At 72.6% G+C, this 25,188-nt stretch carries 30 protein-coding genes; 14 read left to right on the top strand and 16 right to left on the bottom strand.

From position 1 onward, the window contains the following. Positions 1 to 110: 110 nt before the first annotated feature. The 5 genes from HNR67_RS44205 to HNR67_RS09605 all read left to right on the top strand — a co-directional run bounded on the left by HNR67_RS44205 (position 111) and on the right by HNR67_RS09605 (position 3,893). Entirely contained in the window at positions 111 to 1,184 is a 1,074-nt protein-coding gene (locus tag HNR67_RS44205; RefSeq protein WP_246492484.1) for a sensor histidine kinase, read from the top strand. Beyond that, positions 1,181 to 1,855: a response regulator transcription factor gene (locus HNR67_RS44200; RefSeq protein WP_312986880.1), complete on the top strand. Its 675-nt coding sequence runs from the start codon at positions 1,181 to 1,183 to the stop codon at positions 1,853 to 1,855. The genes HNR67_RS44205 and HNR67_RS44200 overlap by 4 nt, the downstream gene beginning before the upstream one ends. Before the next feature lie 519 nt (positions 1,856 to 2,374). Further along, positions 2,375 to 2,926, top strand: a complete 552-nt coding sequence (locus tag HNR67_RS09615; protein WP_185001708.1) for an SMI1/KNR4 family protein — start codon at positions 2,375 to 2,377, stop codon at positions 2,924 to 2,926. Further along, a complete protein-coding gene (locus HNR67_RS09610) occupies positions 2,923 to 3,318 on the top strand; it encodes an SMI1/KNR4 family protein (RefSeq protein WP_185001707.1) in 396 nt (131 codons plus the stop codon). The genes HNR67_RS09615 and HNR67_RS09610 overlap by 4 nt, the downstream gene beginning before the upstream one ends. Continuing rightward, entirely contained in the window at positions 3,315 to 3,893 is a 579-nt protein-coding gene (locus HNR67_RS09605) for a DUF3885 domain-containing protein (protein ID WP_185001706.1), read from the top strand. The genes HNR67_RS09610 and HNR67_RS09605 overlap by 4 nt, the downstream gene beginning before the upstream one ends. A 20-nt stretch (positions 3,894 to 3,913) precedes the next feature. On the opposite strand, the gene HNR67_RS09600 is transcribed toward HNR67_RS09605, so the two are convergent. After that, on the bottom strand, positions 3,914 to 5,071 hold the full coding sequence (locus HNR67_RS09600; protein ID WP_185001705.1) for an acyl-CoA dehydrogenase family protein: 1,158 nt from the start codon (positions 5,069 to 5,071) through the stop codon (positions 3,914 to 3,916). Positions 5,072 to 5,215: 144 nt separating this feature from the next. Here HNR67_RS09600 and HNR67_RS09595 point away from each other — a divergent pair, with 144 nt between their 5' ends. Together HNR67_RS09595 and HNR67_RS09590 are read left to right on the top strand one after the other, a co-directional pair. Further along, positions 5,216 to 6,502, top strand: coding sequence for a pyridoxal phosphate-dependent aminotransferase (locus HNR67_RS09595; protein WP_185001704.1), 1,287 nt, complete (start codon positions 5,216 to 5,218; stop codon positions 6,500 to 6,502). Then, positions 6,486 to 7,325, top strand: coding sequence for a MurR/RpiR family transcriptional regulator (locus HNR67_RS09590; RefSeq protein ID WP_185001703.1), 840 nt, complete (start codon positions 6,486 to 6,488; stop codon positions 7,323 to 7,325). The genes HNR67_RS09595 and HNR67_RS09590 overlap by 17 nt, the downstream gene beginning before the upstream one ends. Here HNR67_RS09590 and purE read toward each other — a convergent pair. From purE to HNR67_RS09575, 3 genes are read right to left on the bottom strand one after another with little or no spacing between them, the layout of a single operon-like run. Continuing rightward, entirely contained in the window at positions 7,313 to 7,816 is a 504-nt protein-coding gene (gene purE, locus HNR67_RS09585) for a 5-(carboxyamino)imidazole ribonucleotide mutase (RefSeq protein ID WP_312986876.1), read from the bottom strand. The two genes, HNR67_RS09590 and purE, sit on opposite strands and share 13 nt — an antisense overlap. A gap of 1 nt (position 7,817) precedes the next feature. Next, complete coding sequence (locus HNR67_RS09580) at positions 7,818 to 9,011, bottom strand: 5-(carboxyamino)imidazole ribonucleotide synthase (RefSeq protein ID WP_185001702.1); 1,194 nt, start codon at positions 9,009 to 9,011, stop codon at positions 7,818 to 7,820. A gap of 30 nt (positions 9,012 to 9,041) precedes the next feature. Next, positions 9,042 to 9,869: a GGDEF domain-containing protein gene (locus HNR67_RS09575; RefSeq protein WP_312986873.1), complete on the bottom strand. Its 828-nt coding sequence runs from the start codon at positions 9,867 to 9,869 to the stop codon at positions 9,042 to 9,044. A gap of 186 nt (positions 9,870 to 10,055) precedes the next feature. Between HNR67_RS09575 and HNR67_RS09570 the strand changes: the two genes are divergently transcribed. The 3 genes from HNR67_RS09570 to HNR67_RS09560 all read left to right on the top strand — a co-directional run bounded on the left by HNR67_RS09570 (position 10,056) and on the right by HNR67_RS09560 (position 13,646). After that, positions 10,056 to 12,275, top strand: coding sequence for a sigma-70 family RNA polymerase sigma factor (locus HNR67_RS09570; protein ID WP_185001701.1), 2,220 nt, complete (start codon positions 10,056 to 10,058; stop codon positions 12,273 to 12,275). A gap of 114 nt (positions 12,276 to 12,389) precedes the next feature. After that, positions 12,390 to 12,974 carry a GtrA family protein gene (locus HNR67_RS09565; protein WP_312986871.1) on the top strand — a complete coding sequence of 195 codons (585 nt, stop codon included), beginning with the start codon at positions 12,390 to 12,392 and terminating at the stop codon, positions 12,972 to 12,974. A gap of 36 nt (positions 12,975 to 13,010) precedes the next feature. After that, entirely contained in the window at positions 13,011 to 13,646 is a 636-nt protein-coding gene (locus HNR67_RS09560) for a GtrA family protein (protein ID WP_407645122.1), read from the top strand. A gap of 3 nt (positions 13,647 to 13,649) precedes the next feature. Here HNR67_RS09560 and HNR67_RS09555 read toward each other — a convergent pair whose 3' ends face one another. Then, on the bottom strand, positions 13,650 to 14,927 hold the full coding sequence (locus tag HNR67_RS09555) for a sensor histidine kinase (RefSeq protein WP_185001700.1): 1,278 nt from the start codon (positions 14,925 to 14,927) through the stop codon (positions 13,650 to 13,652). Between the two features lie 16 nt (positions 14,928 to 14,943). Further along, positions 14,944 to 15,618, bottom strand: a complete 675-nt coding sequence (locus tag HNR67_RS09550; RefSeq protein ID WP_185001699.1) for a response regulator transcription factor — start codon at positions 15,616 to 15,618, stop codon at positions 14,944 to 14,946. A 17-nt stretch (positions 15,619 to 15,635) separates the two neighbouring features. Here HNR67_RS09550 and hisN point away from each other — a divergent pair, with 17 nt between their 5' ends. Beyond that, complete coding sequence (gene hisN, locus HNR67_RS09545; RefSeq protein WP_185010415.1) at positions 15,636 to 16,427, top strand: histidinol-phosphatase; 792 nt, start codon at positions 15,636 to 15,638, stop codon at positions 16,425 to 16,427. A 64-nt stretch (positions 16,428 to 16,491) separates the two neighbouring features. Here hisN and HNR67_RS09540 read toward each other — a convergent pair whose 3' ends face one another. Beyond that, positions 16,492 to 16,863, bottom strand: coding sequence for a winged helix-turn-helix transcriptional regulator (locus tag HNR67_RS09540; RefSeq protein WP_185001698.1), 372 nt, complete (start codon positions 16,861 to 16,863; stop codon positions 16,492 to 16,494). Positions 16,864 to 16,955: 92 nt separating this feature from the next. Here HNR67_RS09540 and HNR67_RS09535 point away from each other — a divergent pair, with 92 nt between their 5' ends. Continuing rightward, on the top strand, positions 16,956 to 17,795 hold the full coding sequence (locus HNR67_RS09535) for an SDR family oxidoreductase (protein WP_185001697.1): 840 nt from the start codon (positions 16,956 to 16,958) through the stop codon (positions 17,793 to 17,795). Between the two features lie 108 nt (positions 17,796 to 17,903). Here HNR67_RS09535 and HNR67_RS09530 read toward each other — a convergent pair whose 3' ends face one another. Genes HNR67_RS09530 through HNR67_RS09515 form a run of 4 tightly spaced genes read right to left on the bottom strand, consistent with a single transcriptional unit; the run spans position 17,904 to position 21,115 of the window. Further along, positions 17,904 to 18,185, bottom strand: a complete 282-nt coding sequence (locus HNR67_RS09530) for a hypothetical protein (RefSeq protein ID WP_185001696.1) — start codon at positions 18,183 to 18,185, stop codon at positions 17,904 to 17,906. After that, on the bottom strand, positions 18,182 to 20,341 hold the full coding sequence (locus HNR67_RS09525) for a TNT domain-containing protein (RefSeq protein ID WP_185001695.1): 2,160 nt from the start codon (positions 20,339 to 20,341) through the stop codon (positions 18,182 to 18,184). Before HNR67_RS09525 ends, HNR67_RS09530 begins: the two co-directional genes overlap by 4 nt. Before the next feature lie 37 nt (positions 20,342 to 20,378). After that, positions 20,379 to 20,687: a WXG100 family type VII secretion target gene (locus HNR67_RS09520; RefSeq protein ID WP_185001694.1), complete on the bottom strand. Its 309-nt coding sequence runs from the start codon at positions 20,685 to 20,687 to the stop codon at positions 20,379 to 20,381. After that, positions 20,684 to 21,115, bottom strand: coding sequence for a YbaB/EbfC family nucleoid-associated protein (locus HNR67_RS09515; RefSeq protein ID WP_185001693.1), 432 nt, complete (start codon positions 21,113 to 21,115; stop codon positions 20,684 to 20,686). The genes HNR67_RS09520 and HNR67_RS09515 overlap by 4 nt, the downstream gene beginning before the upstream one ends. Before the next feature lie 99 nt (positions 21,116 to 21,214). Between HNR67_RS09515 and HNR67_RS09510 the strand changes: the two genes are divergently transcribed. Then, a complete protein-coding gene (locus HNR67_RS09510; protein ID WP_185001692.1) occupies positions 21,215 to 21,661 on the top strand; it encodes a MaoC family dehydratase in 447 nt (148 codons plus the stop codon). An 8-nt stretch (positions 21,662 to 21,669) separates the two neighbouring features. Further along, positions 21,670 to 22,641, top strand: coding sequence for a selenide, water dikinase SelD (gene selD, locus HNR67_RS09505; RefSeq protein ID WP_185001691.1), 972 nt, complete (start codon positions 21,670 to 21,672; stop codon positions 22,639 to 22,641). On the opposite strand, the gene HNR67_RS09500 is transcribed toward selD, so the two are convergent. Genes HNR67_RS09500 through HNR67_RS09480 form a run of 5 tightly spaced genes read right to left on the bottom strand, consistent with a single transcriptional unit; the run spans position 22,614 to position 25,040 of the window. After that, positions 22,614 to 23,162, bottom strand: coding sequence for a hypothetical protein (locus HNR67_RS09500; RefSeq protein WP_185001690.1), 549 nt, complete (start codon positions 23,160 to 23,162; stop codon positions 22,614 to 22,616). The two genes, selD and HNR67_RS09500, sit on opposite strands and share 28 nt — an antisense overlap. Positions 23,163 to 23,180: 18 nt before the next feature. Next, a complete protein-coding gene (locus HNR67_RS09495; RefSeq protein WP_185001689.1) occupies positions 23,181 to 23,330 on the bottom strand; it encodes a hypothetical protein in 150 nt (49 codons plus the stop codon). Beyond that, positions 23,327 to 23,863, bottom strand: coding sequence for a hypothetical protein (locus tag HNR67_RS09490; RefSeq protein WP_185001688.1), 537 nt, complete (start codon positions 23,861 to 23,863; stop codon positions 23,327 to 23,329). Before HNR67_RS09490 ends, HNR67_RS09495 begins: the two co-directional genes overlap by 4 nt. Then, positions 23,860 to 24,342 (bottom strand): hypothetical protein, encoded by a 483-nt coding sequence (locus tag HNR67_RS09485; protein WP_185001687.1) that lies wholly within the window; start codon positions 24,340 to 24,342, stop codon positions 23,860 to 23,862. Before HNR67_RS09485 ends, HNR67_RS09490 begins: the two co-directional genes overlap by 4 nt. Beyond that, the gene (locus HNR67_RS09480) at positions 24,342 to 25,040 is read right to left on the bottom strand and encodes a hypothetical protein (RefSeq protein ID WP_185001686.1); all 699 of its coding nucleotides are present in this window, start codon (positions 25,038 to 25,040) and stop codon (positions 24,342 to 24,344) included. The genes HNR67_RS09485 and HNR67_RS09480 overlap by 1 nt, the downstream gene beginning before the upstream one ends. Between the last annotated feature and the right edge of the window lie 148 nt (positions 25,041 to 25,188).

Raw genomic sequence — 25,188 nt, 5'->3', positions numbered from 1 at the left:
GGCCGCCGCGGATCGGACCACAATGGACACCTTTGACCGCCAGGTCATACCTGGGTCTGATCCACCCTGGGCTGATCCCAGATCCCCGTCCGCGGATTAGCGTGCTCCCCATGCCCCCACCCACCCCACGCCGTCACCTGGTCCTGCTGGACGTGCTCGCCGGGTTGCTGCTGGCCGCCGCCAACTTCGGCGTGGCCGGGAACCTGTGGCTGGCCAAGGCGAACCAGGTGCCGACCATGCTGCTGGCCACCGCGGCCGCGCTGCTCGCCGGCACGGCGGTGGCGCTGCGCAGGCGATGGCCGTTGCCGTGCCTGGGGATCGCGGTGGCGATCGCGCTCACCGGACTGCTGTGGGATCCGTTCGTCACGGTGGCACTGGTGCTCTACGTGGGCAGCACCCGGTGGTCGCGGCGAGACTCGCTGCGCGTGCTGGCCCTGTGCCTGGTCGCGGCCGGGCTCGGCGCGTTGTGGTTACCGCTGGGCTGGGTGTTCGGGCCGGTCGCGGCGGGACTGTGCGTGCTGGCCTGGCTGGCCGGGGACGCGGTGCGGCAGCGGCGACGGCAGGCGGGCCTGCTGGCCGCCCAGCAGGCCCGGCAGATCCGGCTGGACGAGCGATTACGGATCGCCAGGGAGTTGCACGACGTGGTGGCGCACGGGATGGGGCTGATCGCGGTGAAGGCCGCGGTGGCCAACTTCGTGGCCGAGACCCGGCCGGAGGAGACCAGGGACGCGCTGCGGGTGATCGAGGCGACCAGCAAGGAGGCCCTCGCCCAGACCCGGCGGCTGCTCGGCGTGCTGCGCGCCGAGGACCCGGATCCGCCGGACCTGGACGAGTTGTTCGAGCAGGCCGGTGGTGCCGGGGTGCGGATCGAGGCCGCGGTGCCGATGGCGGAGTTACCCGAGGCGGTGCGGCCTGCCGTGCTGCGGATCGTGCAGGAGGCGGTGACCAATGTGATCCGGCACGCGGCCCCGGCGGACTGCCGGGTCAGCGTCATCAACACTGGCGAGGCGGTGACGATCGAGGTGACCGACAACGGTCCTGGCGGCGAACCCCGTCCCGGTGGCCACGGCCTGACCGGCATGCGCGAGCGGGTTGCCCTGCACGAGGGCGAGTTCAGCGCGGGCCCCGGCCCGGACGGCGGCTTCCGGGTGCACGCCACCCTGCCGCACCGGCGGCACCCGTGACCGGCATCCGAGTGCTGGTCGCCGACGACCAGGCGCTGCTCCGCGGCAGTTTCCGGGTGCTGCTGGAGACCGCGCCCGGCCTGTCCGTGGTCGGCGAGGCGGCCGACGGCGCGGAGGCGGTCCGGCTGGCGGTCGAGCTGCGCCCCGACGTGGTGCTGATGGACGTGCGCATGCCCGTCCTGGACGGCATCGAGGCCACCCGCCGCCTGCGCGCCGAGGCCCCGGAGGTCCGCGTCCTGGTCCTGACCATGTTCGACGACGACTCGGCCGTGTTCACCGCCCTGCGCGCGGGCGCGGCGGGCTTCCTGCTCAAGGACACCCCACCCGCGGACCTGTTGCGCGCCATCACCGTCATCGCCGCGGGCGAGTCCCTGCTCGCCCCCACCGTCACCCGCCGCCTGATCGAGGAGTTCACCCGAGGCCCCGACCCCACCCCCACCCTCACCCCAGGTCCGGTCCGCCCGCTCACCGGCGTCACCGACCGCGAACAGCAGGTCCTGACCCTGATCGCCCGCGGCCGCGCCAACGACGAGATCGCAATTGAGCTGCACCTGAGCCTGGCCACGGTGAAGACTTACGTCGGCCGCCTGCTGGCCAAGCTGCACGCCCGCGACCGGGCCCAGCTGGTGATCATCGCCTACGAGAACGGCCTGGTACGAGCCAACCCCTAACCCCCACCACCCCACTCACGACCACCCCGGCCACCCAGGCTTCGACACCACCTAGGCCCGCCACGGCCCAAACCGGAGACCCAGAACTGCGAGCACAGCCACGCCACCCGCCCGCCCACGGCCCACCACGACCTCCCACACCAGGCCGCCCGCGAACTACCCCGACCTCCCGTACCAGGCCAGCCACGGCCGGCCTCGACTTTCCTCCGCCAGGCTGGCCACGGCAACGCGATCCCACACCACGGCTGCCCCGCTTGGCAGCCCCGCCCGCCCCACAAGGTGATCAATCAGCACCGCACCCCAACCGCCCGCCCGCACCGTCGACCAGCCCCCAGATCCCCAGTCCCCACTTGCCCGGCCACGCCGCCGACCAGCACCGCACTCCGGCTTCCCGGCCACCCCGCTCCCACACACCGCGCCCAACAACCCCGCGGCCACCGCTCCCCCGCCCGGCGACTTCCACGACCTACACCCGGCCTGCCCGGCCAACCACACCACCGACAACCGACAGGCCCGCTCATGACCACCTGGAACGCCGAAGAGATCCACTCGGCCCTGGCCGCCGCGGCCACCGCCGACCCGGGCAACACCGCCCTCGGCGCCGCCCGCCACCGGCACCGCCTCGGCCCACCGCTGTCCGAGTCCGGGATCCAGGACTTCGAGCACCGCCACGGCATCCGCCTGCCCGCGAACTACCGCGACTTCCTGTGCCAGGTCGGCCACGGCGGCGCGGGTCCGCACCACGGCCTGTTCCGCCTGGAGGACCCCCTGCTGCCCGGCTACGTCGTCGAGCAGCACAACACCCGCGGCTTCCTGGCCACCCCGTTCCCGCACACCGAGCACTACAACCCGGCCGTGCCCGAGCCACTGCCCCCGGAGCAGGACTACGACGACGCCTGGGTCACCGGCTCCCTGGTCATCGGCGAATTCGGCTGCGGCGCCTACCACCGCCTGATCGTCTCCGGCCCCGCCCGCGGCCAGGTCTGGTTCGACGACCTGGGCAGTGACGGTGGCCTGACCCCGAACGGCGACTTCCGCGACTGGTACCTGACCTGGCTGGCCCGCTCATGACCACCTGGAACGCCGATCACATCCGCGCCACCCTCACCGCCGCGGCCGCCAAGGACCCGGCAGGCGACTACACACTGCACCCGGTCCTGTCCGAAGCCGCCGTGGCCGGATTCGAGGCCCAGCACGGGATCACCCTGCCCGAGGACTACCGGACCTTCCTGCTCCAGGTCGGCAACGGCGGCGCGGGCCCCGACTACGGCGTGCATCCCCTTGGCGAGACCGAACCCAGCCCCGGCGGCACCCTGGAAATCGCCGAGATCGGCTGCGACCACTACCACCATCTGGTGCTCACCGGCCCGTCCCGCGGCCGGATCTGGCTCGACCCGAACTCCGGCGCTGGCTCCGCCGCGAACTTCCACGACTGGTACCTGACCTGGCTGGCGGCGCTGTGACCATCCCCGAGGACCTACTCCGCTGCTGGCACGAGCAGTGGCACCCCTGCGACCCGATCGGCCACGAACTGCGCGGCCCGCACCGCGAACGCTGGGTCCGCTTCCACAGCCTGCCCAAGTCCCAGCGCTACGCCGAAACCCCGGCCGAGTACGAGATCCTGTTGCACCGCTACAACACCGTGCTCGACGAACTGTTCGCCGGCGAGGACGTCTACCTGCTCACCCCGGACTGGAACGACCGCCCCGCCCCGGACCCCCGCCCCGCCGACCACGCCGCCTGGCACCCGGGCGCCGAACACTGGACCTCGGTCTGCACCGACAACGACCCCGAGTACCGCGCCTACACCCACCTCTACCTGAGCCGGGTGTCCTGGCGGCCAGGCTGCCTGGACGAACTACTGCGCGCGGCGGCCGACGACCAGCACGCCGGGGCACTGATCATGAGCCTGGACCTGACCCGCCTGCACCACCCTTACGACGGCGGCCAGGACATCTTCCTGCCCAGCACCGCCGACCGCGACGCCCTACGCGACCGGCACGCCGCCTGGCTGTCGAAACACCCAGGCGGCCTATGACCGGTCAGCCGCCGAACCACTCAGCCCTTGAGCAGGGCCCGGCTCATCACGACCCGCTGGATCTGGTTGGTGCCCTCGTAGATCTGGGTGATCTTGGCGTCGCGCATCATCCGTTCCACCGGGAAGTCCCTGGTGTAGCCGGCGCCGCCGAAGAGCTGCACCGCGTCGGTGGTGACCTCCATGGCGACGTCGCTGGCGAAGCACTTGGCGGCGGCGGAGATGAAGCCGAGGTTGGGTTCGCCGCGTTCGGCTCGGGCGGCGGCGACATAGACCATGTGGCGGGCGGCTTCGACCTTCATGGCCATGTCGGCGAGCATGAACTGGACGCCCTGGAAGTCACTGATCGACTTGCCGAACTGCTTGCGCTCCTTGACATAACCCAGTGCCGCGTCCAACGCGCCCTGGGCGATGCCGACGGCCTGGGCGCCGATGGTCGGGCGGGTGTGGTCCAGGGTGCGCAGGGCGGTCTTGAAGCCGGTGCCGGGGTCGCCGATGATGCGGTCGGCGGGGATGGTGCAGTCGGTGAAGTAGATCTCGTTGGTGGGCGAGCCCTTGATGCCGAGCTTGCGCTCCTTCGGGCCGACCTCGAAGCCGGGGTCGTCCTTGTGCACCACGAAGGCGGAGATGCCGTTGGCGCCCTTGCCTGGTTCGGTGACCGCCATGACGGTGAACCAGGTGGACTTGGCCGCGTTGGTGATCCAGCACTTGGTGCCGTTGATGACCCAGTTGTCGCCGTCCAGGCGGGCGCGGGTGCGCATGCCTGCCGCGTCCGAACCGGCCTCGCGCTCGCTCAGCGCGTAGCTGGCGCTCGCCTCGCCGCTGGCGATGCTGGGCATGACCTGCTTCTTCAATTCCTCCGACGCCGACAGCAGGATCGGCATGGTGCCGAGCTTGTTCACCGCGGGGATCAGCGAGGAGGAGGCGCAGGCACGGGCGACCTCTTCGATCACGATGCAGGTGGCGACCGAGTCGGCGCCCTGGCCGTCGTAGGCATCGGGCACGTGCACGGCGGCGAAGCCGGCCTTCACCAGGGCTTCGTGCGCCTCGATCGGGTAGCGCTCGTCCTCGTCGACCGCGGCCGCGTAGGGCGCGATCTCCTTGTCCGCCAAGGCCCGCACCGCTTCGCGGAGCGCGTCATGCTCCTCGGCCAGCTGGTAGGTGCCGAAGCTCGAGTCCACGGTATGTTACCTCCGAGTAGCAGCGTCGCTGTCGAGCATGTTAACCCCCGTTCACCCAGTGCGCCCTGTGCCCTCGCCCACCCCGGATGCAAGAGAACTTGCAGGATCCACTGAATCCTCAGCAATCTTTGTAGCGTGCTGGCCATGCTGACCCAGTCCGCGACGCTCGCCACCAACGAACGCATCCAGGCCCTGCGCGCCAATGGCGTGCCAGTGACCCACCTGGCCTTCGGGGAGGCCGGGTTGCCGGTCGCGCCGGAGATCGCCGCCGCCCTCGCCGCGGCCGCCGGGCGCAACTCCTACGGCCCCACCGCGGGCATCCCCGAACTCCGCGCCGCCGCGGCCGGGTACTTCGACCGCCGCGGCCTGCCCACCGCGCCCGGCCAGATCGTGGCCGGGCCGGGCAGCAAACCGCTGCTGCACGCGTTGCTGTCGGTGCTGCCCGGCGACGTGGTGCTGCCGCGGCCGAGCTGGGTGAGCTACGCGGCGCAGGCTTCGTTGCTGGGCAAGGAGGTCGTGTGGGTGCCGGTGCCCGAGGGCTCGGGCGGGGTGCCGGATCCGGCGTTGCTCGGACCGGCGCTGGTGGCGGCGCGGGCACGTGGGCTGCGGCCGGGGATCCTGGTGCTGACGTTGCCGGACAACCCGACCGGGGCGCTGGCCGGGGCCTCGACGGTCCGGGCGGTGTGCGAGATCGCGGCCGAGCACGGGCTGATGGTGATCTCCGATGAGATCTACCGGGATCTCGCGCACGAGCCGGGTTCGGTGCTCAGTCCGGCGGAGATCATCCCGGAGCGGACCGTGGTGACCACCGGGCTGAGCAAGGCGACCGCGCTGGGCGGCTGGCGGCTCGGGGTCTGCCGGTTGCCGGAGGCGGAGCTGACCGCGCGGCTGATCGGGGTGGCCAGTGAGATCTGGTCGAACCCGACCACGCCGGTGCAGGTCGCGGCGGCCTACGTGCTGGCCGAGCCGGAACCGGTGCGGGCCTTTGTCGCGGCCGGGCTGGGGCTGCACCGGGCGGTGGTGCGGGCGGCCTACGAGACGGTGCTCGCGGCGGGGGCCGGCTGTCCCGCGCCGGGCGGGGGTTTCTACCTGTACCCGGATCTGGAAGCGGCACGAGGAAATGCGAGCAGCAGGGCGGACCGGGACGCGGCGGGCAGCGGGGCCGGGCTGGGCGGCGCGGCGGATCTCGCCGAGTTGCTGCTGGAGCGCTACCGGATCGGCGTGCTGCCGGGCTCGGCCTTCGGTGATGATCCGCGGGGGCTGCGGTTCCGGCTGGCCACCAGCCTGCTCTACGGCGACACCGACGAGCAGCGCTGGACCGCGTTGCGCAGCACCGATCCGGCGCGGCTGCCCTGGATCGCCGAAGCACTGGCGCGGCTGGGCACGGCCGTCGCGGAACTGACCGGAAAGGGCCATGGAGACCTTCGCTGAACTGACCGCCCTGCTGCGCACCGCCGAGCTGAGCCCGGCCCAGCGCACGCTGGCCGAGCGGGTGCTCGCCGACCCCGAGGGCGTGGCCTTCCAGACCGCCGCGGAGCTGGCCGGGGCGGTGGGGGTGACCGAGGGGACCGTGGTGCGGTTCGCCCAGCGGTGTGGGCTTTCCGGGTATCCGGCGCTGGTGAAGCTGTGCCGGGCGCACCTGTCGGGGCAGGCGCAACTGGTCCGGCGGTTCGACGCGCTGGACGGGGACAGCGTGCTGGAGCGGGCCGCCGAACTGGACCGGCAGAACCTGGCCCGTACCTTCGCCCAGGTTGATCCGGCGGCGTGGCGGCTGGCGGTGGCCTCGATCGCGCGGGCGCGGCGGGTGCACGTGATGGGGCTGCGGAAGTCGCACACCGTGGCCTATTTGCTTGGCTATCAGCTGGATCTGGTGTGCCAGGACGTCACGCTGGTCACCCCTGGGCCGGGCACGCTCACCGACAAGCTGCGGCGGCTGGACCCTCGGGATGTGTTCATCGCGGTCTCGCTGCGCCGCTACGCCGCGGACACGGTGCGCGCGGTGCGGCACGCCAAGGCCGTCGGCGCCACCACGGTGGCCTTCACCGACACCGCCGCCTCACCACTGGCCGGACTGGCCGACGCGGTGTTCCTGGCCGATATGGCCGGGGCGGGGCTGCTGCGCTCGGTGACCGCGCTGACCAGCCTGGTGCAGGCGCTGGCCACCGCGGTCGCGGTGGAACGCGGGGAGGCCGCCTCGACGGCACTCCGTCAGCAGGAGGCCCTGCTGACGGAGTTCGCCACCTACGAACCCTGAGCGATGCGTTCCCGCAGCTTCGCGTCCTTGTCCAGCACCATGGCCTCCAGGTCGGCCTGGAACTTCTCCACCCTGACCCGCAGCGACTCGTCGTGCGAGGCCAGGATGCGCACCGCGAGCAGGCCCGCGTTGCGCGCGCCCGCCACCGACACGGTGGCCACCGGGATGCCCGCGGGCATCTGCACGATGGAGAGCAGCGAGTCCATCCCGTCCAGGTACTTCAGCGGCACCGGCACGCCGATCACCGGCAGTGCGGTGGCCGAGGCGACCATGCCGGGCAGGTGCGCCGCGCCGCCCGCGCCGGCGATGATCACCTTGAGGCCGCGGCCAGCCGCCTCGCGGGCGTAGTCGAGCATGCGCTGCGGGGTGCGGTGCGCCGAGACGACGCTGATCTCGTGGGCCACCTCGAACTCGGTGAGCGCCTCGGCGGCGGCCTGCATGACCGGCCAGTCCGAATCGCTTCCCATGATCACGCCAACCTGCGGTGCCACGTCAGTTCCCTCCGTGCACGTCGTATCCGTCGGTCCACTCGCCGTGCGAGAGCCAGTGCGCGGCCAGCGTGGCCCGCCTGCGCGTCTCGGCCAGGTCCTGGCCGAGCACGTTGACGTGCCCGACCTTGCGACCGGGCCGCTCCGCCTTGCCGTAGAGGTGCACCCGCGCTTCCGGGAACCGGGCGAACAGGTGGTGGATCCGCTCGTCAACGCCCATCTTCGGCGGCGCGGGGGCGCCCAGCACGTTGGCCATCACCACCGCGGGGGCCTTGAGGTCGGTCAGGCCCAGCGGGTAGTCCAGCACGGCGCGCACGTGCTGCTCGAACTGGGAGGTGCCTGCCCCGTCCATGGTCCAGTGGCCGGAGTTGTGCGGGCGCATGGCCAGCTCGTTGACCAGCACGCCGTCCGCGGTCTCGAACAGCTCCACCGCGAGCACGCCGACCACGCCCAGCTCGGCCGCGATCCGCAGTGCCAGCTCCTGGGCCTGCTGGGCCAGTGCCTCGGACAGGTCGGGGGCCGGCGCGAGCACCTCGACGCAGATGCCGTCGGACTGCACGGTCTGCACCACCGGCCAGGCCGCGCCCTGCCCGAACGGCGAGCGGGCGATCAGCGCGGCCAGCTCGCGACGCATCGGCACGCACTGCTCGACCATCAGCGGGGTGCCCGCGGCCAGCAGCTCGGGCACGGTGCGCTCGGCGCTCTGCGGGGTGTTGAGCATCCACACGCCACGCCCGTCGTAGCCGCCGCGGACGGCCTTGAGCACGCACGGCCAGCCGTGTTCGGCGCCGAAGCGCAGCACCTCGGCCACCTCGGTGACCTCGGTGAACGGCGGCACCGGGACGTCCAGCTCACGCAGTTTGACCCGCATCCTGAGCTTGTCCTGGGCGTAGATCAGCGCGTCAGGGCCGGGGTGCACGGTGACGTCCTCGGCGACCAGCGCGTGCAGGTGCTCGGCAGGCACGTGCTCGTGGTCGAAGGTCAGCACCTCGCAGCCCTTGGCGAAACTGCGCAGGGCCTCAAGATCGGTGTGCGTGCCGATCTGCACGTCCCGCGCGACAAGCGCGGCGGGATCGGCCTCGGAGACGGCGAGCACCCGCAACGACTGACCGAGGGCGATCGCCGCCTGGTGAGTCATCCGCGCGAGCTGTCCGCCGCCGACCATGCCAACTACTGGGGTGCCGGTTCGGGGGTCCACGGGCAGGTCAGCCTAGTGCAGCGGGGCAGGTCAGCCGCGACCGAGGTCGTTGACGAGGTCGCAGGCCGCCTGATGGGTGGGTGGCAGCGCCTCCAGCCACACCCGCAACGGCACGCTGCCCTCCAGATCCGGGTCGGCCGCCAACCGTTGCTCCACCAACCAGCGGGCGGTGGCCAGTCGCAAAGGCAATCTTTGATCACGCCGAGTGAGTACTGCTCCAACCGAGGGACCCACGACCGCCAGAGTCTCGCCCCGGTTGAACACCAGGCGTAGCACGTCGGCGACCAGCACCATGGCCACCACCCGGGACCAGCCGGTGGCCTGGCTCAGGTCGATGCCGACCATGGCCAGCACGTGCCGGTCCTCGGTCCGCTCCCCTGCCGCGGTGGCCTCGTGGTAGACCTCGCGCAGCCGTGTGCGCAGGTAGGAGGCGGTGGCGAGGCCGGTGAGCCCGTCGGTGGCCTCGGCCGTGGTGACCCGGCCGGACATCTCCTCGGCCCAGCCGAGCGCGACCACCCGCAGCAGCCGCGCCGGCACCGCGTCCGGGTCGGCGGAGACGATGCCGTCCCGGCCGTCGGGGGCCTCCAGCACCGCGTGCAGCGCGGCCAGATCCTGCAGTGTCTCGGCCAGGCTGGCCCCGGCCTCTGCCCGCCGGTGCCCCAGTCTGATCAGCGCGGATGCCACATCCCCGTGTTCGACCACGGCCCGGCAGACCGCGTCCACCTCGGGCAGGGTCCAGTCAGCGGGGAACGGCCAGCCGGCGGCCAGGCTCGCGGTCCGCCACCGCGAGCGCAGTGCACGCAGGTCCGCGTCGCTGCCACCGCGGCTGGGCCGGGGCGCCACCTCACGCACACTCACGCTCGATCGGTCTCCTTCTCGAAAGGCCCCTGGTTCTGCTCCGATGCGGTGACGCGCCAGACACCTCTTCGTGACGCCGTTCGAGGTGACGAAGCACAAACCGTTCCGTCACACTGAGCGAGCACACCAGGTGGGCGACATCGGAGCAGCCGGTGCGATGTCGTGCGCCACACATGGAGGACGGGCGTGGCAACAGTTCAGGACGAGGTACAGGGTCCCAGTGACGCGGAGCTGATCGACTCGGTGCGCTCGGGTTCGATGGACTCCTACGCCCTGCTGTACGAGCGGCACGTGTCGGCCGCCTACAACCTGGCCCGGCAGATGTCGCGCTCCCCCGGCGAGGCCGACGACCTGGTGTCGGACGCCTTCGCCAAGGTCCTGGACACGCTGCGGGCGGGCAAGGGCCCGGACGCGGCCTTCCGCGCCTACCTGCTGACCGCGTTGCGGCACAACGCCTACGACCGGTCCCGCCGGGAGAAGAAGGTCCAGGTCTCCGACGACGTGGCCGCCTTCGACTCCGGGGTGCCCTTCACCGACACCGCGGTCGCCGGGCTGGAGAAGACCCTGGCCGCCAAGGCCTTCGCCCGGCTGCCCGAGCGCTGGCAGGCCGTGCTCTGGCACACCGAGGTCGAGCAGCAGTCCCCGGCCGAGATCGCGCCGATCCTGGGACTGACCGCCAACGGCGTCTCCGCGCTGGCCTACCGGGCCCGCGAGGGCCTGCGCCAGGCCTACCTGCAGGTGCACCTGGACTCGGTGGCCGAGGAGCAGTGCCGGGCCACCGTGGACCGGCTCGGCGCGTGGACCCGCGACGGCCTGTCCAAGCGGGAGACCGCGCAGGTCGAGGCGCACCTGGACACCTGCGCGAACTGCCGGGCGCTGGCCGCTGAGCTGCACGATGTGAACGGGGCCATGCGGGTGTTCATCGCCCCGCTGGTGCTCGGTGGCGCGGTCATGGCCTACCTGGCGCTCTCGGCCACCGCGGCCAAGGCGGCTGGCGTGGCCGCGGTCGCGGTCACCGCGGGCGCCGCGGCCGGTGGCGCGGGTGGCATGGCCGGGGCGGCCAGTTCGGTTCCCCGGCAGTTCCTGGCCACCGGGGCCTCGGCGGCGGCCGTGGTGGCCGCGGTCGCGGTCGCGCTGGCCGCCGGCGAGTCCCCGCAGAGCCCGCCGGTGGCCGCACCGCCGTCGAGCAGTTCGGTGGTGGTGCCCAGCCCGGCCCAGCCAACCCCCAAGCCTCCGCCGCCGCCCAGCCCGCAGCCGCCGCCACCCTCGCAGCCGCCGCCCAGCTCCCAGCCGAGCCAGCCCCCACCGCCGCCCCCGCCGCCGACGACCACCCCGCCGCCGCCCGCGCCGACCCCCGCGCTGTCCGCCTCCGCGCCCAGCGAGCCGGTGCAGCTCACCCCCGGGGGCGCCCCGGTCGACCTGCCGGTGACCGTGCGCAACAGCGGCACCGGGGTGTCCGAGCCGGTCACCGCGGCGCTGAACCTGCCGCCGGGTGTGCTGGCCGAGGTGCCCGGCGCCGGGCAGCGCTTCGCCCGCACCGGCGTGCTCGCCCAGGGCGCCAAGGCCATCGGCATCAGCTGCCAGGGCGGCACCGGCAAGATCTCCTGTGTCACCGGCCGCGGGCTGGAGCCGGGTGAGTCGGTGACCTTCGGGTTCCGGCTCAGCGCCGGGCCGGACGTGCAGCCGGGGCGGATCACCGGCAACGTGAACGCGGGCGCGAGCATCAGCCTGTCGCTGTCCGAGGTGACCGTGCGGGTCAAGCAGAACGACGCCCTCGAACTGCGCGCGGAGACCTGGCACCACGGCTGGTGGTGGCCGATCAGGATGGATGTCACCGCGATCAACCGGGGCACCAGGGAGGCGCCGCTGACGGTGACCATCACGCTGCCCGAGCGAACCGTGTCCTTCGCCTGGACCAAGCACTGCAAGGGCTTCGGCAACGTGGTGACCTGCACCGGCAGGCTCAAGCCCGGCGAGCGGGTGGTGTTCCGCACCTGGCTCACCTCGCTCGGCGTGATCAAGGACGAGGCGCGGGTCAGCGGCACCCTCGGCGAGGCCAAGGCCGAGATCACGGTGCCCATCCACATCCGCGAGCACCCCGGCCCGGTCGACCCGGACCGCCCGCCGAACCCGCCGGTGCCCGGCACCACCACGCCGACCACGACCACCACGACTCCGGTGAAACCGACCACGCCGAGCAGCCGGAAGCCGACCACGAGCGGCCGGGAGCCGGGCAACTCCGAGCAGCCGAGCACCCAGCCACCGCCCGCCGCTCCGCCGTCGACCAAGCCGGTGCAGCCACCCAAACCGACCTCCCCGGCCCGCACCACGACCTCCGCGCCGCCACCGCCGACGTGCAAGCCGACGCTGCCGCCGTGGCTGTCCTGGCTGCTGCCGGAGTGTTGATCTGGCGTGTCGGCCGGGAGTGTCACTGACAAACCCGGCAAACCCGGCCGTTAGTTGGTGAATAAGGCACGGGCCGATCGGGGGGTGTGATCGTCGATCTCTAAACTCCCCCGGGTGTTCGCAGCCGAAGCCGTGTTCGCCAAATTGCCCCCGCGATACCGCGACTGGATTCGGCAGAACCGGGAGATGTTCCGCTTCGCCGTGGTCGGCAGCGCGACCTTCCTGGTCGACACCGTGGTGATGTACAGCCTCAAGTGGACGATCCTGGACACCAAGCCGGTGACCGCGCGGGCGATCGGCGTGATCGTGGCCACCGTGGTCGGCTACGTGCTCAACCGGGAGTGGTCCTTCCGCACCCGCGGCGGCCGCGAGCGGCACCACGAGGCCGCGCTGTACTTCCTGATCAGCGGCGTCGGCGTGGTGATCAGCTCGGCGCCGATGTGGGTGGCCAGGTACGCGCTGTTCCTGGAGGAGCCGCACGTCAGCTGGGCCGTGCAGGAGATGTCGGACTTCCTCAGCGGCCTGATCCTGGGCACCCTGCTGGCGATGGTGTTCCGCTACTGGGCCTTCCGGAAGTTCGTCTTCCCCGCGCCCAAGGCCGCCACGCCGAGCAAGCCCGAGGTGCACACCATCATCCGCACCGTCCGCGCGGAGAAGCGCCTCGCCAGTGCGGAGGAGCGGTCCGTTCCGCTGCGCTGAGGCCAACCGGGTGAACGGGATCCGTAGACTGCCGGAGTGGCCGTAGTGGAGACCGTGCTCGGAATGCTGCCGCAGGGCTTGCGGCGGCACCTGCTCAAGCACCGTGAGCTGCTGAAGTTCGCCCTGGTGGGCGGAACGACCTTCCTCATCGACAGCGGCATCTTCTACGGCCTCAAGCTGACGGTGCTGGAGACCAAGCCGTTGATCGCCAAGGGCATCGCGGTGCTGATGGCGACCATCGTCTCCTACGTGCTCAACCGGGAGTGGTCCTTCCGCACCCGAGGCGGCCGCGAGAAGCAGCACGAGGCCGCGCTGTACTTCCTGGTCAGCGGCATCGCGGTGGGCATCTACACGGCCCCGCTGGCCTTCTCCCGGTACGTGCTGGACCTGCGCTACCCGGACGTGAGCCTGCTCTCCCAGGAGCTGGGCGACTTCTTCATCGGCCAGATCGGCGGCGTGCTGATCGGCATGCTGTTCCGCTGGTGGGCCTTCCGGAAGTTCGTCTTCCCGGAGGAGGGCGTGCGCCCGCACAAGACCTACCAGGTCGGCGAGCCGGTGGTCACCGACCTCGCGGCCAACGGGACCGCGACCAACGGCAACGGCAGTGGCAAGGTCCGGCGGAGCGCGCCCAAGCGCACCGATGAGGACGAAGAGCAGCTCGGCCACTCCTGAGGCTCAGCGCGGGCTGGCCTCGGTCGGCCAGCGCAGGTCGGGCACGTCGTCGGCGCGCGGCACCGGCAGGAAGATGCTGAAGGTGGCCGTGCGCGGCACGGACAGTTCCAGCCGCCCGCCGTCGGCCTCCACCAGCGCCCTGGCCAGCGCCAGGCCAACGCCGGTCGAGCCGCCGCCGGAGACGCCACGCTCGAAGATGTGCGCGGCCAGGTCCTCCGGCACCCCGCCACCGCCGTCGGTGACCTCCACCACGATCATCGCGTCGCCGCGCCGGGCGCTCACGTGCACGGTGCCGCCGCCGTGCCGCAACGCGTTGTCCAGCAGCACGCCAAGGGTCTCGCGCAGCCGGGACGGGGTGGCCCTGGCCAGCAGCCCGTTGGGCGCGCGCAGCCGCAACGCGCGGCCGTGCTGGCGCAGCGAGGCCCGCCACTCCTGGACCATGATCGGCAACTGCGAGGCGAGGTCCACCGGTTCGGCGTCCACCGCGCGGGCCGCGTGCGCGGCGGCCAGCAGCTCGTCCAGCACCGTGGAGAGGCGTTCGGACTGCTCAAGGGCGGCGTTGGCGTCCTCGGCGGTGGCCTCCTCGGCGTGCATGGCCAGCGATTCCAGCCGCAGCTGCATCGCGGTCAGCCTGCTGCGCAGCTGGTGCGAGACGTCACCGATCAGCTCCCGCTCCCGTTGCAGCAGCTGGGCCAGTGCCGAGGCCGAGGTGTCCAGCGCCTCGGCCAGCTTGTCCAGTTCGTTTATCCGGTAGCGCCGCGGATCGGGCCGGAAGTCACCGGCGCCCAGCCGGGCGGCCCGGTCGGCGACGTGCCGCAGCGGCTCGGCCAGCCGGCGCGCGGTCACCGTGGCCACCGTCGCGCCGATGCCGACCGAGAGCACCACCAGCAGGGTCACCACCCCGGCGACCTCCAGCTGGTCGGTGCGCAGCGGCGCGGCGCTGGCGGCCACCGTCACCTGGCCGTGCTGGGCCATCGGCACCGACTCGCTCATCTCGTCCGGCCCAGGGCTGGTGCCCAGCGTCCGGTCGCCTGAGGACAGCCCGGTGACCCTGACCTGCCCGCCCTCCGGCCGCAGCACGTCCACCGCGGCCATGTCGATCTGCCTGCGCTCGGCGAGCTGGCTGTCCAGCACCGCGGCGATCTGCCGGGCCCGGTTGGCCAGGTCCCGGTGGGTCACGTCGTGCACCACGGTCAGCGCCGTGTACCCCAGCGGCAGCCCGAGGGCGACCCCGGTCACCGCCACCGCCAGCAGGGTGGACTGGAGGATTCGGCGACGCACCGGCACCCCTCCGCTCCTAGTCGCTGTTGAACCGGAAGCCGACGCCGCGCACGGTGGCGATCCGGCGTTCGGTGTTGCCGCCCTGGGTGTCCCCGATCTTGCGGCGCAGCCAGGAGATGTGCATGTCCAGGGTCTTGCTGCCGCGCAGTTCGGGGTCGTTCCAGACCTCTTCCAGGATCTCGTCCCTGCTGACCACCTGGCCTGCCCGCTGCATCAGCACCCGCAGCAGCTCGAACTCCTTGTTGGCCAGGGTGACCTCGTGCCCGTCCACCAGCACCCGGCGCGCGGCCAGGTCCAGCCGGACGCCGCTGGCCTCCAGCGTGCCCGGCGAACGGCGGCGCAGCAGGGCCCGGATCCGGGCCATCAGCTCGGCCAGCCGGAACGGTTTGGCCACGTAGTCGTCGGCGCCGGCGTCCAGGCCGACCACGAAGTCCACCTCGTCGGCACGCGCGGTGAGCATGAGCACCGGGATGCCCCGCCCGTTCGCGCGCAGCCTGCGGCAGACCTCCAGGCCGTCCAGCCGGGGCAGGCCGAGGTCCAGCACCAGCAGGTCGACCTCGCCGTTGCTGGCCGCCTCCAGCGCGCTGACCCCGTCCGCGACCACGTGCACCGCGTAGCCCTCACGCTGTAACGCGCGGGACAACGGGTCGGCGATCGCGGGGTCGTCCTCAGCCAGCAGCACCACACTCACGGCACCAGCCTAGGCTCATCGGCGTGACCACGTATTCCGCGGATCTTGATCTCGCGCTGCGCCTGGCCGACACCGCCGACTCGATCACCCTGGACCGCTTCCGCGCCCGCGACCTGGTGGTCGAGCGCAAACCGGACCGGACCCCCGTCACCGACGCCGACCTGGCCGTCGAGGACGCCATCCGGGCCGTGCTGACCGCCGAACGCCCCGGCGACGAGGTGGCAGGGGAGGAACGCGGCGGCACCGACACCGGCGCGGGCCGGGTCTGGGTGCTGGACCCGATCGACGGCACCAAGAACTTCCTGCGCGGCGTGCCCGCCTACGCCACCCTGATCGCCCTGGTCGAGGACGGCCGCCCGGTCCTCGGCGTGATCAGCGCCCCCGCCTTGCACCGCCGCTGGTGGGCGGCCCGCGGCGCCGGGGCCTGGGCCGCGCCCACCGGTGGCGAGCCGCAGCGGCTGGCCGTCTCCGGCGTGCGCGAGCTGGCGGATGCCTACCTGTCCACCACGCACCTGGGTTCCTGGGTGGAGTACCACTCGCGGGAGGCCTACCTGCGGCTGGTGGACGCCTGCTGGGAGAACCGGGCCTTCGGCGACTTCTGGCAGCACTGCCTGGTGGCCGAGGGTGTCATCGACCTGGCCGCGGAGGCCATCGTGAACCCGTGGGACGTGGCCGCGGCGCAGGTGCTGGTGGAGGAGGCGGGCGGCCGGTTCACCGACCTGTCCGGCAAGCCCGACTACACCGGCGGCAGCGTGCTGACCAGCAACGGGCTGCTGCACCAGCCGGCGCTGGACCAGCTCGCCAGGTGATCGCGGCGAGCCTTTCCCGCCACGGGCGGCGGATACGGACCAGTCGCACCAGGCCCTCGCCGCGCTATCCCAACTCGCGCGGCGGCAGCCGCCGGGTGATCCGGTCGAACAGCTCCGCCAGCGGCTCGCCGAGGTCCCGGCCGAACTCGGTCAGCCCGTAGGTGACCTGGGGCGGTGTCGTCGGCTCGACCTCTCGCCAGACCAGGCCGTCCTTGACCAGCGCGCGCAGGGTCTGGGCGAGCATCTTCTCGCTGATGCCCTGGATGCTCTCGCGCAGCTCGTAGAACCGGAGGTCGCCGCTCCGCAAGGAGATCAGCACCCAGATGCCCCACCTGCTGGTCACGTGGTCGACCACCTCGCGTGCGGGGCAGTCGGTGTGAAACACCTCATACCGCGTACCCGCCTCGGCCGGTGTGAGCTGCGCGCCTCCCGTCATGTACTGAGCTTACCTCAAGGTATGTCCTTACCGAGAGTTAGCTCAGCTCCTAGCGTCGTGCCCACAGCGGACATCGGACGAAGGAGCTGTTCATGATCGTGGTAACCGGGGCTACCGGGAATGTGGGCCAGCCGTTGACGCGGGCGCTGGCCGAGGCCGGCCGGCAGGTGACGGCGGTGTCGCGGCACGCCGCGGCGGTGCCCGACGGCGTCCGCCATGTGGTGGCCGACCTGGCCGACCCGGCAGGCCTCGAGCCCGCGCTGGCCGGGGCGAAGGCGTTGTTCCTGCTGCTGTCCGGCGACCTGCACGCGGCCGGGGCCAGCCCGGCCGACATCATCGGCCAGGCCGCGGCGAGCGGGGTCCGCCGGGTCGTCCTGCTCTCCTCACTGGGCGTGGCGACCAGGCCTTTCGGCACGACGCGGATCGCGCTGAGCGCGCTGGAGGACGTGCTGCGGGAGTCCGGCCTGGACTGGGCCATCCTGCGGCCGGGCGGCTTCGCCTCCAACGCCCTGTGGTGGGCCGAGTCCATCCGCGCGCGACAGGTCGTCGCCGCGCCCTTCGGCGACACCGGGGTGCCGATCATCGACCCGGCGGACATCGCCGAGGTCGCCGCGGCCTGCCTGTTGGATGACCGGCACACCCGCGGCGTGTACGAGCTGACCGGACCGGAGGTGATCACGCCGCGCCGGCAGACGGAGGTCATCGCCGCCGCGCTGGGCTCGCCAGTGCGGTTTCACGAACTCACCCGCGAGCAGGCCAAGGCCACCATGACCCAGAGCATGCCTGCCGAACTCGCCGATGACACCCTGGACATCCTCAGCTCCCCGAACCCGGCCGAGCTTCGGGTCAGTCCGGACGTGCGACAGGTCCTCGGCCGCGACCCGCGTTCCTTCGCCGACTGGGCCGCCCGCAATATCGCCGCGTTCCGCTGAGACCGGTCAGCGCCGCCGGAGCGGCCGGTGCGGCGGAGAGCCGCGCCGGTTCGCACCCGCTGCCACCGGCTCCCCATGGCGAGAACACCCGCGCGGGGCACGCCGATGTCACGGCACCTGCTGCACGACTCCCAATGCCCCTCGGGACACCTGCGCCCAGGTCAGCCTGCCGAACAGGTAGAAGCAGGCCACCTGCTCGTTGGAGAAGCGGGCCCAGTCGTAGCGGTTGCCCTGTTCACGCCAGAAGACCTCCCAGCCGAACTGGCCCTCCTCGTCGGCGACCTCGTCGCGCAGCAGGCACCAGGCGTTGTCGGCCTCCGCGCCGATGGACACCACCTGCGGCGGCACCCCCAGCGCACGCAGCCATTCCCCGATCGACTCGGCGTTCACGCGTTGACTTCCTCTCCCAGTTCGACCAGGAATCCCAGGGCGAGCAGTTCGGCGACGGAGTGGGTGGCCCGGAACCGGACCCCGCCGCCGGCCTGACCGAACCACGGCGCGGCCACCGTGCGCCACACCGGCAGCTCGCGGGCCACCTGGAACCGGTGGTAGCCGAGGCCGATCAGCTCCGGCGGCAGGCCGCGTTCGGTGAACGGGGTGCCGTCCACGGCGAAGACCCGGCCGTCCCGGGGGCCGAAGCGGTCCACGACGGAGCCGACCGAGAGCACGATCGGCTCAGCCCCGTCCGGGTCGACCCCGCCCTCCGGGCACAGCTCGGCAGGCGGCCAGGCGTACTCGGCAGGCCGGTCAGCACTGGCCGCGCGGGCCAGGAAGCGGCGGTCCCAGTCGCGTTCGTGCTGGCCGCCGAGCGGGTCGTAGTCCGGGATCAGCGCCAGCACGGCCGGGTGGTCGGCGGCCAGGCCGGGGGTGCGCGGCACCGGCGCGACCGGGTAGCCGGTGATCAGCCCGGACTGGGGATGGTCGTGCGGGGCGAAGCGCAGACCGGCGGCGTAGTCCAGTTCGGCGCGCGGCCTCGGCAGCTGGCGGTCCGGGCGGTTGGCCGGCCGTGGCAGGTGTCCCAACGGGAACAGGTGCACCAGGAACAGGGCCAGCTCGTCGTCCTTGCGGGCCGGGAGCGGGACCTTGGCGGCCACCGGGCGGTCCGGTTCGACGATCGGCTGCACGCCGGGAGCCATGTCCAGGTACCCGGCGCCGGGGCGGACCCCGCGCCAGTCCTTGTTCGGGCCGAACCCGCCGTCCATCCCGACGCCACCACGCCCGCCGTGCACCGGCACCGGCGCGACACCGGCGGCGGCACCAGCACCGGCGCCCGCGTGCGGGGCGCCGACGGCGGAGTGACCTGGTCCGGCGATCGGCTGGGCGGCGGGCGGCGCGGCCGGGGGCGGCGCCAGCGGTGCGGCGGGCGCACCCGGTCCGAACTGCTGGAAGTTGGGTGGCGGCTGTGGCGGGGGCGGCCCGGGGGCCGCGGTCACCGGGGCCGGCGCGGCGGGCGGTGCGGCGACTGGTTCCGGCGAACCCGCCCAGGAGAGCTGGACCTGGTTCGGGGCCGGTTTGGCCGGTGCGTTGTGCACCGGGGTCGGCGTGGGGTCGTAGTAGACCGGCGGCGGAGCCGGCGGGCCGGGCTGGGGCTGTCTGGGCAGCTCGATCGGGCCGGTCCGTGGGCTCGGGTCGTAGTAGGGCGGCGGCGCGCCCTTGCCCGGCTGCGGGCCGAAGGAGGGCTGCTCGTGGTCGCCAGCGCGGCCGGGGTCCGGCTGACGCGGATCCGTCGGCAGGCCGGGCAGGGTGCCGGGTGCGGCGGCCGGGGGCGCGCCCGCTGCCCCGCCGGGGAGCGGGAACTCGCCGTCCCGTGGCTGGAGCACCTTGGCCAGGTCCACCGGCTGGCCGGAGTTCTGGTAGACGAGGTTGCCCTCGCCGTCACGCACGTACTCACCTGGCATGCCCAGCAGGTTGCCGCTTTCCGGGTGGATCAGTCGACCGCTCTTCGGGTCCAGCAGCCAGCCGGTGGCCGGGTCGACCTGGTAGCCGGTCTTCCCGTCCCTGGCGCCGGGGCCGGTGACCGGGTAGGCGTCGGACTCCACCGAGCCGTCGCCGCCGAGCACCACGGTGCCCGCGAGCTTGTCGGTCAGGCTGGTCAGGTTGGCCAGTGCGCTGCTGGCCTGGGAGTTGCCCGAGGCGAGTGCCTCCAGGCCGCCCTCGGAGGCCAGCAGCTGGGCGACCTCGCTCTGCCGGACCAGCTTCAGCAGCTCTGCGATGATCTTGGTCTTGGTGGCCGCGATCTCGGTGGCCGCGTGCTCCAGGCGCTGGGCGGCCCGCAGGCAGCCCTTGGCGATGGCGGGCATCCGGCCGGTGTCCGCGGCGACAAAGCCGTTCCAGTGCTTCCTGGCCGACTCGGCCGCGTCCCCCTTGGCCGCCTGCAAGGCATGCTGGGCGACCGCGTCGGTCTCGGTGGACAGCCGGGTGACCCCGTCACCGGCCGCGCGCCAGGCCTTGGCGGCCAGCCGCATCTTGTCCTCATCGCCCTTGGGCCACTGCACCCGCAGCGCCTTGGCGACCTGGGCCACCTCCGGCGGTAGCTCGATCCCCATACCGTCCTCTCCCCGACTTCCCGGCGCCCACCTGGACTCAGGTGAGTTTCAGCTTCTGCTCGGCGTCCCGTTCGCTGCTCCGGTACTCCTCGGCGGTGTCCGCGAGCTTGCCGCTGACCGCCACCAGTGCCTCCGGCAGGTCGCCGAGGGCCTTCAAGGTCGCCTCCGCGTCCGGCAGGTAGGTCCGGGCGAAGTTGCGGCCCACCGCGTCCGAACCCCAGCACTCGCCCTGTTCGGTCAGGGCCCGCTCCAGTTCGGTGGCGATGGTCCCGGCCCGGTCGCCGTAGTCGTCGAAGTCCCCGGCGGCCCGGCTGAGCCGCTCGTGTTCTACCCGGAACCCGCTCACCGCTCTCCTCCCGCACGCAGCCAGTTCTGCTGTTCGAAGTCCTCATCGGCCCGCGGCGGCCGCAGGTTCAGCTCCGCCTCGGTGAGATCGCCGCTGCCGTCGAGCACCGCCCGCGGATCCGCGTCGACCGGCAGCAGCGGGGCCAGCGCGCGCTCGGCGCTGACCGCGGCCAGCGCGGCGGCGGCCTCGGTCACCCGCAGCACCACCTGGGCCAGTTCGGCCGCCCGGTAGCGCTGGTAGGCGTTCTCGGTGATCCGGAGATCGACCAGCGTGCCGCGCGGGCCGACCGTGGCCGTGACCAGGCCGTCCTCACTGCTGGCCGTCTCCCTGACCTCGCGGAAGGCGCGCTGCACGGTGCCCAGCTGGTCACGGCTGCGCCGGTAGTCGGCGATCAGTTCGGCCACCTGGGCCTTGTGGTCGGTCGGCACGAGACCTCCAGGGGTGGGACGCAGGTCACCCCTTTGACGGCCGAACACCCCTCCCGGTTCCCTCTCGTTCGAGGTTTTTCTCCTGGCACGATCGTTGGCATGCCAGCCATCGCGTTCGAGGACCTCACTCCAGGGCTGATCATCCAGCTCGGCGAGATCGTGATCGACAAGGACGAGATGCTCGATTTCGCCGAGCGCTTCGACCCGCAGCCCTTCCACCTGGACGAGGCCGCGGGCGCGGCCTCGGTGCTGGGCGGGTTGTGCGCTTCCGGCTGGTACACCAGCTCGCTGTGGATGCGGTCCTATGTGGACCACGTGCTGGCCGGTTCCACCTCGCAGGGCTCGCCGGGCTGCTCCGAACTGCTGTGGCCCAAGCCGGTCTTCCCCGGCGACGTGCTGCGCAGCGAGCTGGAGGTGATCTCCGCGCGCCGGTCCAAGAGCCGGGAGCGGCTCGGGCTGGTGGAGATCACCGGACGCGCCTACCGGGGTGCCGAGGTTGTCATGCGGACCACCTTTGTCGGCATGTTCGGCACCCGCGAGCCATGATCGGGTGAGTGAGACTCACTCAGTACGCGCGCGGCGGTGGCTGCGCCTGCAAGATCCCGCCAGGTGAGCTGGAATCGGTGCTCTCCGGCCTGGCCGCCCCGCACCCGGATCTGGTGGTGGGCGCGGAGAACGGCGACGACGCGGCCGTGCGCCGGCTGGACGAGACCCGCGGCCTGGTGCTCACCACCGACTTCTTCACCCCGGTGGTCGACGACGCGGCGGACTGGGGCCGGATCGCCGCGGCCAACGCGCTCTCCGACGTCTACGCGATGGGCGGGCGGCCGGTGCTGGCGGTGAACCTGCTGGCCTGGCCGCGTGAGGTGCTGCCGATGGAGCTGGCAGCCGAGGTGCTGCGCGGCGGCGCGGAGATCGCGGCCAAGGCAGGCTGCCCGATCGGCGGCGGGCACAGCATCGACGACGCCGACCCCAAGTACGGGCTGGCGGTGACCGGGCTGGTCGAGCTGGCCAGGATGCTGCGCAACGACGCCGGGCGCGCCGGCCTGCCGCTGTCGCTGACCAAACCGCTGGGCACCGGCGTGCTCAACACCCGGCACAAGCAGACCGGCGAGGTCTTCCCGCAGGCCATCGCCACCATGATCGCGTTGAACGACAAAGCCGCCGAGGCCGCGGTGGCCGGTGGCGCGCGCTGTGCCACCGACGTGACCGGCTTCGGCCTGCTCGGCCACCTGCACAAGCTGGCCAGGGCCAGCGGGGTCACCGCGGTGCTCGACCCGGCCGCGGTGCCCTACCTGGACGGAGCCCGCGCGGCCGCCGAGGCCGGGTACGTCAGCGGCGGCACCCGGCGCAACCTGGACTGGGTGCGCCCGCACGCCGAGCTGGCCGGACTGTCCGAAGTGGACGCCCTGCTGCTGGCCGACGCGCAGACCTCCGGCGGCCTGCTGGTGGCGGGCGAGGTGCCGGGCGCACCGGTGATCGGCGAGCTGGTGGCGGCTCAGGGCCCGACGATCACGCTGGTCTGAGCCAGCACGAAAGCCAGGCACAGCAAGGCGGCCAGCGACCGGGAGTGCCGGAGCCAGGCCGCGTCCCAGGCGCCGGGCGGGCCGTGCCGGCGGACCCCGAAGGTCATCACGGCCCGCCCGGCCCCGAACGCCAGTCCGGTGAGCACCGCGGTCAGCGGACTGGCGAACAGGGCCAGCAACACCAGTGCGGCGTACGGCAGGCCGCTGGTCACGTAGGTGCGCATGCCGGTGCCCATCTCCAGCCCGAACTGCAGCGGGCCGAACACCGGGCCGTGCCGGAACACCGTCTCCGGCACCAGCCGGGCGTTCTGCGGCAACGGGAACCGGAGCAACCCGAACTCCCGCAGCACCAACGTGATCAGCCACCCGGTGACCAGCCCGGCGAGCACCACCGTTGGCAGCAACGGCCGCAGCACCGAACCGAGGACCAGCAGCCCGAAGGCGCTGAGCACCCCACCGAGCAACAATCCCCCCGCGAACGCGAAGGGCGCGACTCCCCGCCAGACCGGCGAGGCCAGCACCGAGGCTGAGTTCTTACTTCAGGTGGAGCCGCTGACCGCGAAGCCCGCGGCGGCGCCGACCACCAGCCAGGACCAGCCGGCGCCACCGCGGTCGAGCGCGAATCCGGCCAGCGCCACCAGCGCGAGCAGGACCGCCGAGGTGAGCGGATGCCAGAGCAGCCTGCTCATCGCACCAGGGCTCGGCAGATGGTGAAGTAGGTGTTCGTGGTGCCGTTCTTGGTGACCGTGAGGTTGCCGTCGGAGCAGCGGTACACCCGGCCGTCCGGGGTCCGCCACTTCCACGCGTTCTTGCCGCTGCACGAGCTGCTCACGGTGGCGTAGACCTCCGCGCCGAAGGTGCCGGAGCGGTGCCAGCCGTTGGCGCAGTACTCGCTGGAGCGGAACTCGCCGCCGAAGCAGGCGCCGGCGGCGGTGCGGAACTGGCCGCCGGTGTCCTTGTCCTCCTCGTAGCCCTGCGGGTAGGCGTCCTTGCAGTCGTTGCGGTCCCAGCCCTCCAGGCCACCCGGCCCGGTCTCGGCGTGCGCCTTGCGGTCGCCCCAGGTCAGCGACAGGGTGCCCAGGGTCAGCGCGGACAGGGCCATCCCGCGCAGCACGCCCCGGCGGCTGGCCGGGGTGCGCAGCGCGCGCAGGCCGCCGGTGGAGGAGTAGCCGCCCTCGGGGACGACGTCGGCGTGCGGGATGAGGTCGAGGCGGAGGGTCACGAGGGCTGCCTTTCCGGGGCACGCAGCGCGCGGAGCACGTCCGCGGCGGAGGTGGGCAGGACCAGGGAGTCGATCCGGCCGTCGGCGGCCACCGACAGCAGCATCGGCGGGTTGAGGTGGGCCAGGCCCTGCCAGGCGTCCCGGTCGGTGATCAACTCGACCGACTCGGGCAGTTCGGGCCAGGCGGCGCGGTCCTCGTAGGTGAGCAGGGCCGGGCGGTCGGCGTGCCGGGCCAGTTCGGCGGCGGTGAACTGGCACAGCGGGCAGCCGGAGTCGGCGACCAGCACGGTGCGCGGGCCGCCGAGCTTCGCGGTGACCGAGTCCGGCAACCGCAGGTCGGTCACGCCGAGTCCGGTGGCCTGGCCCGCGGTGAGTTGTTTGCGCAGCAGCCGCACCTCGCGCAGCACCGCGGCCAGCGCCAGGTACAGCAGCACGATCGCGGCCCAGGCCAGGATCAGCAGGGCGAGCACGGGATCCATCAACGGCCCGCCCAGGCCACGTTCAGGCCGCCGACCCAGTCCAGCAGCTCCTCGGTGGAGGCCACGGTGTCCCGGCTGAGCTGCACCTCGGCCGCACCGCGCGGTCCGGCCAGCACGAACAGGTAATCCCGCGCGTCCGCCGAGCCGGTGCGGCCGGGCAGCGCCAGCCGCCACAGCTCGCCGCCGGGGGTGGCCGCGCCGCGATGCTTGGGCAGCACCTGGCGGGCGGTCTCCGGGCCGGGGATGGTCACGGTGCCGCGGCCGTGCACGGTGAGCGTGATCCGTTCCAGGACCTGCTCGACCACCGCCCGCACCCGCAGGCCAGCGGGCTGATCGTCCAGGTCGAGTCCGGCGAAGAGCGCGACCAGGGTCTCCCGGTCCGGCGCCGGACCGCTGAACACGGTGAGCAGCTCGTGGAAGGGACCCAGCCAGCTCACCACCGTGGTGTCCCGGTCGGCGGTGGCCGCGACCACGATCTCCCGCCCGGCGCCGAGGAACCGGTCCACCGGCGTGGCAGGCAGCACCTCCCGGCAGGCGAACTCGTGGTAGCCGCGTGGGCCGATCTGGAAGCCCCGGCTGTAGACGCCGCCGGCGAACCGCACCTCTGCCGCGACCGCGGTCACCCGGGCCTGATCCGGCAGCCCGACGGTCACCTCCCGGCCACTCGGACCGCGCAGGCGCAGTGTGGAACCGGCCACTTCGGACCTCCCGTTCACTCATCCGTGGTCATTCGTTCGTGTGCACCTTTGAGCCTGCTCATCAGCGAAAGTCGCGGCCTCTCGGCAGGGTCCGAAAGGTTTCGGGTTTGCACTGCTCCCGGTAGGACAGATCACGAGAGGTATCGCT

This window comes from Crossiella cryophila (assembly GCF_014204915.1).
GTDB classification, from domain to species: domain Bacteria; phylum Actinomycetota; class Actinomycetes; order Mycobacteriales; family Pseudonocardiaceae; genus Crossiella; species Crossiella cryophila.
Note: the sequence above shows the minus strand (reverse complement) of the source record. Positions and strands in the feature narration are given on the sequence as shown.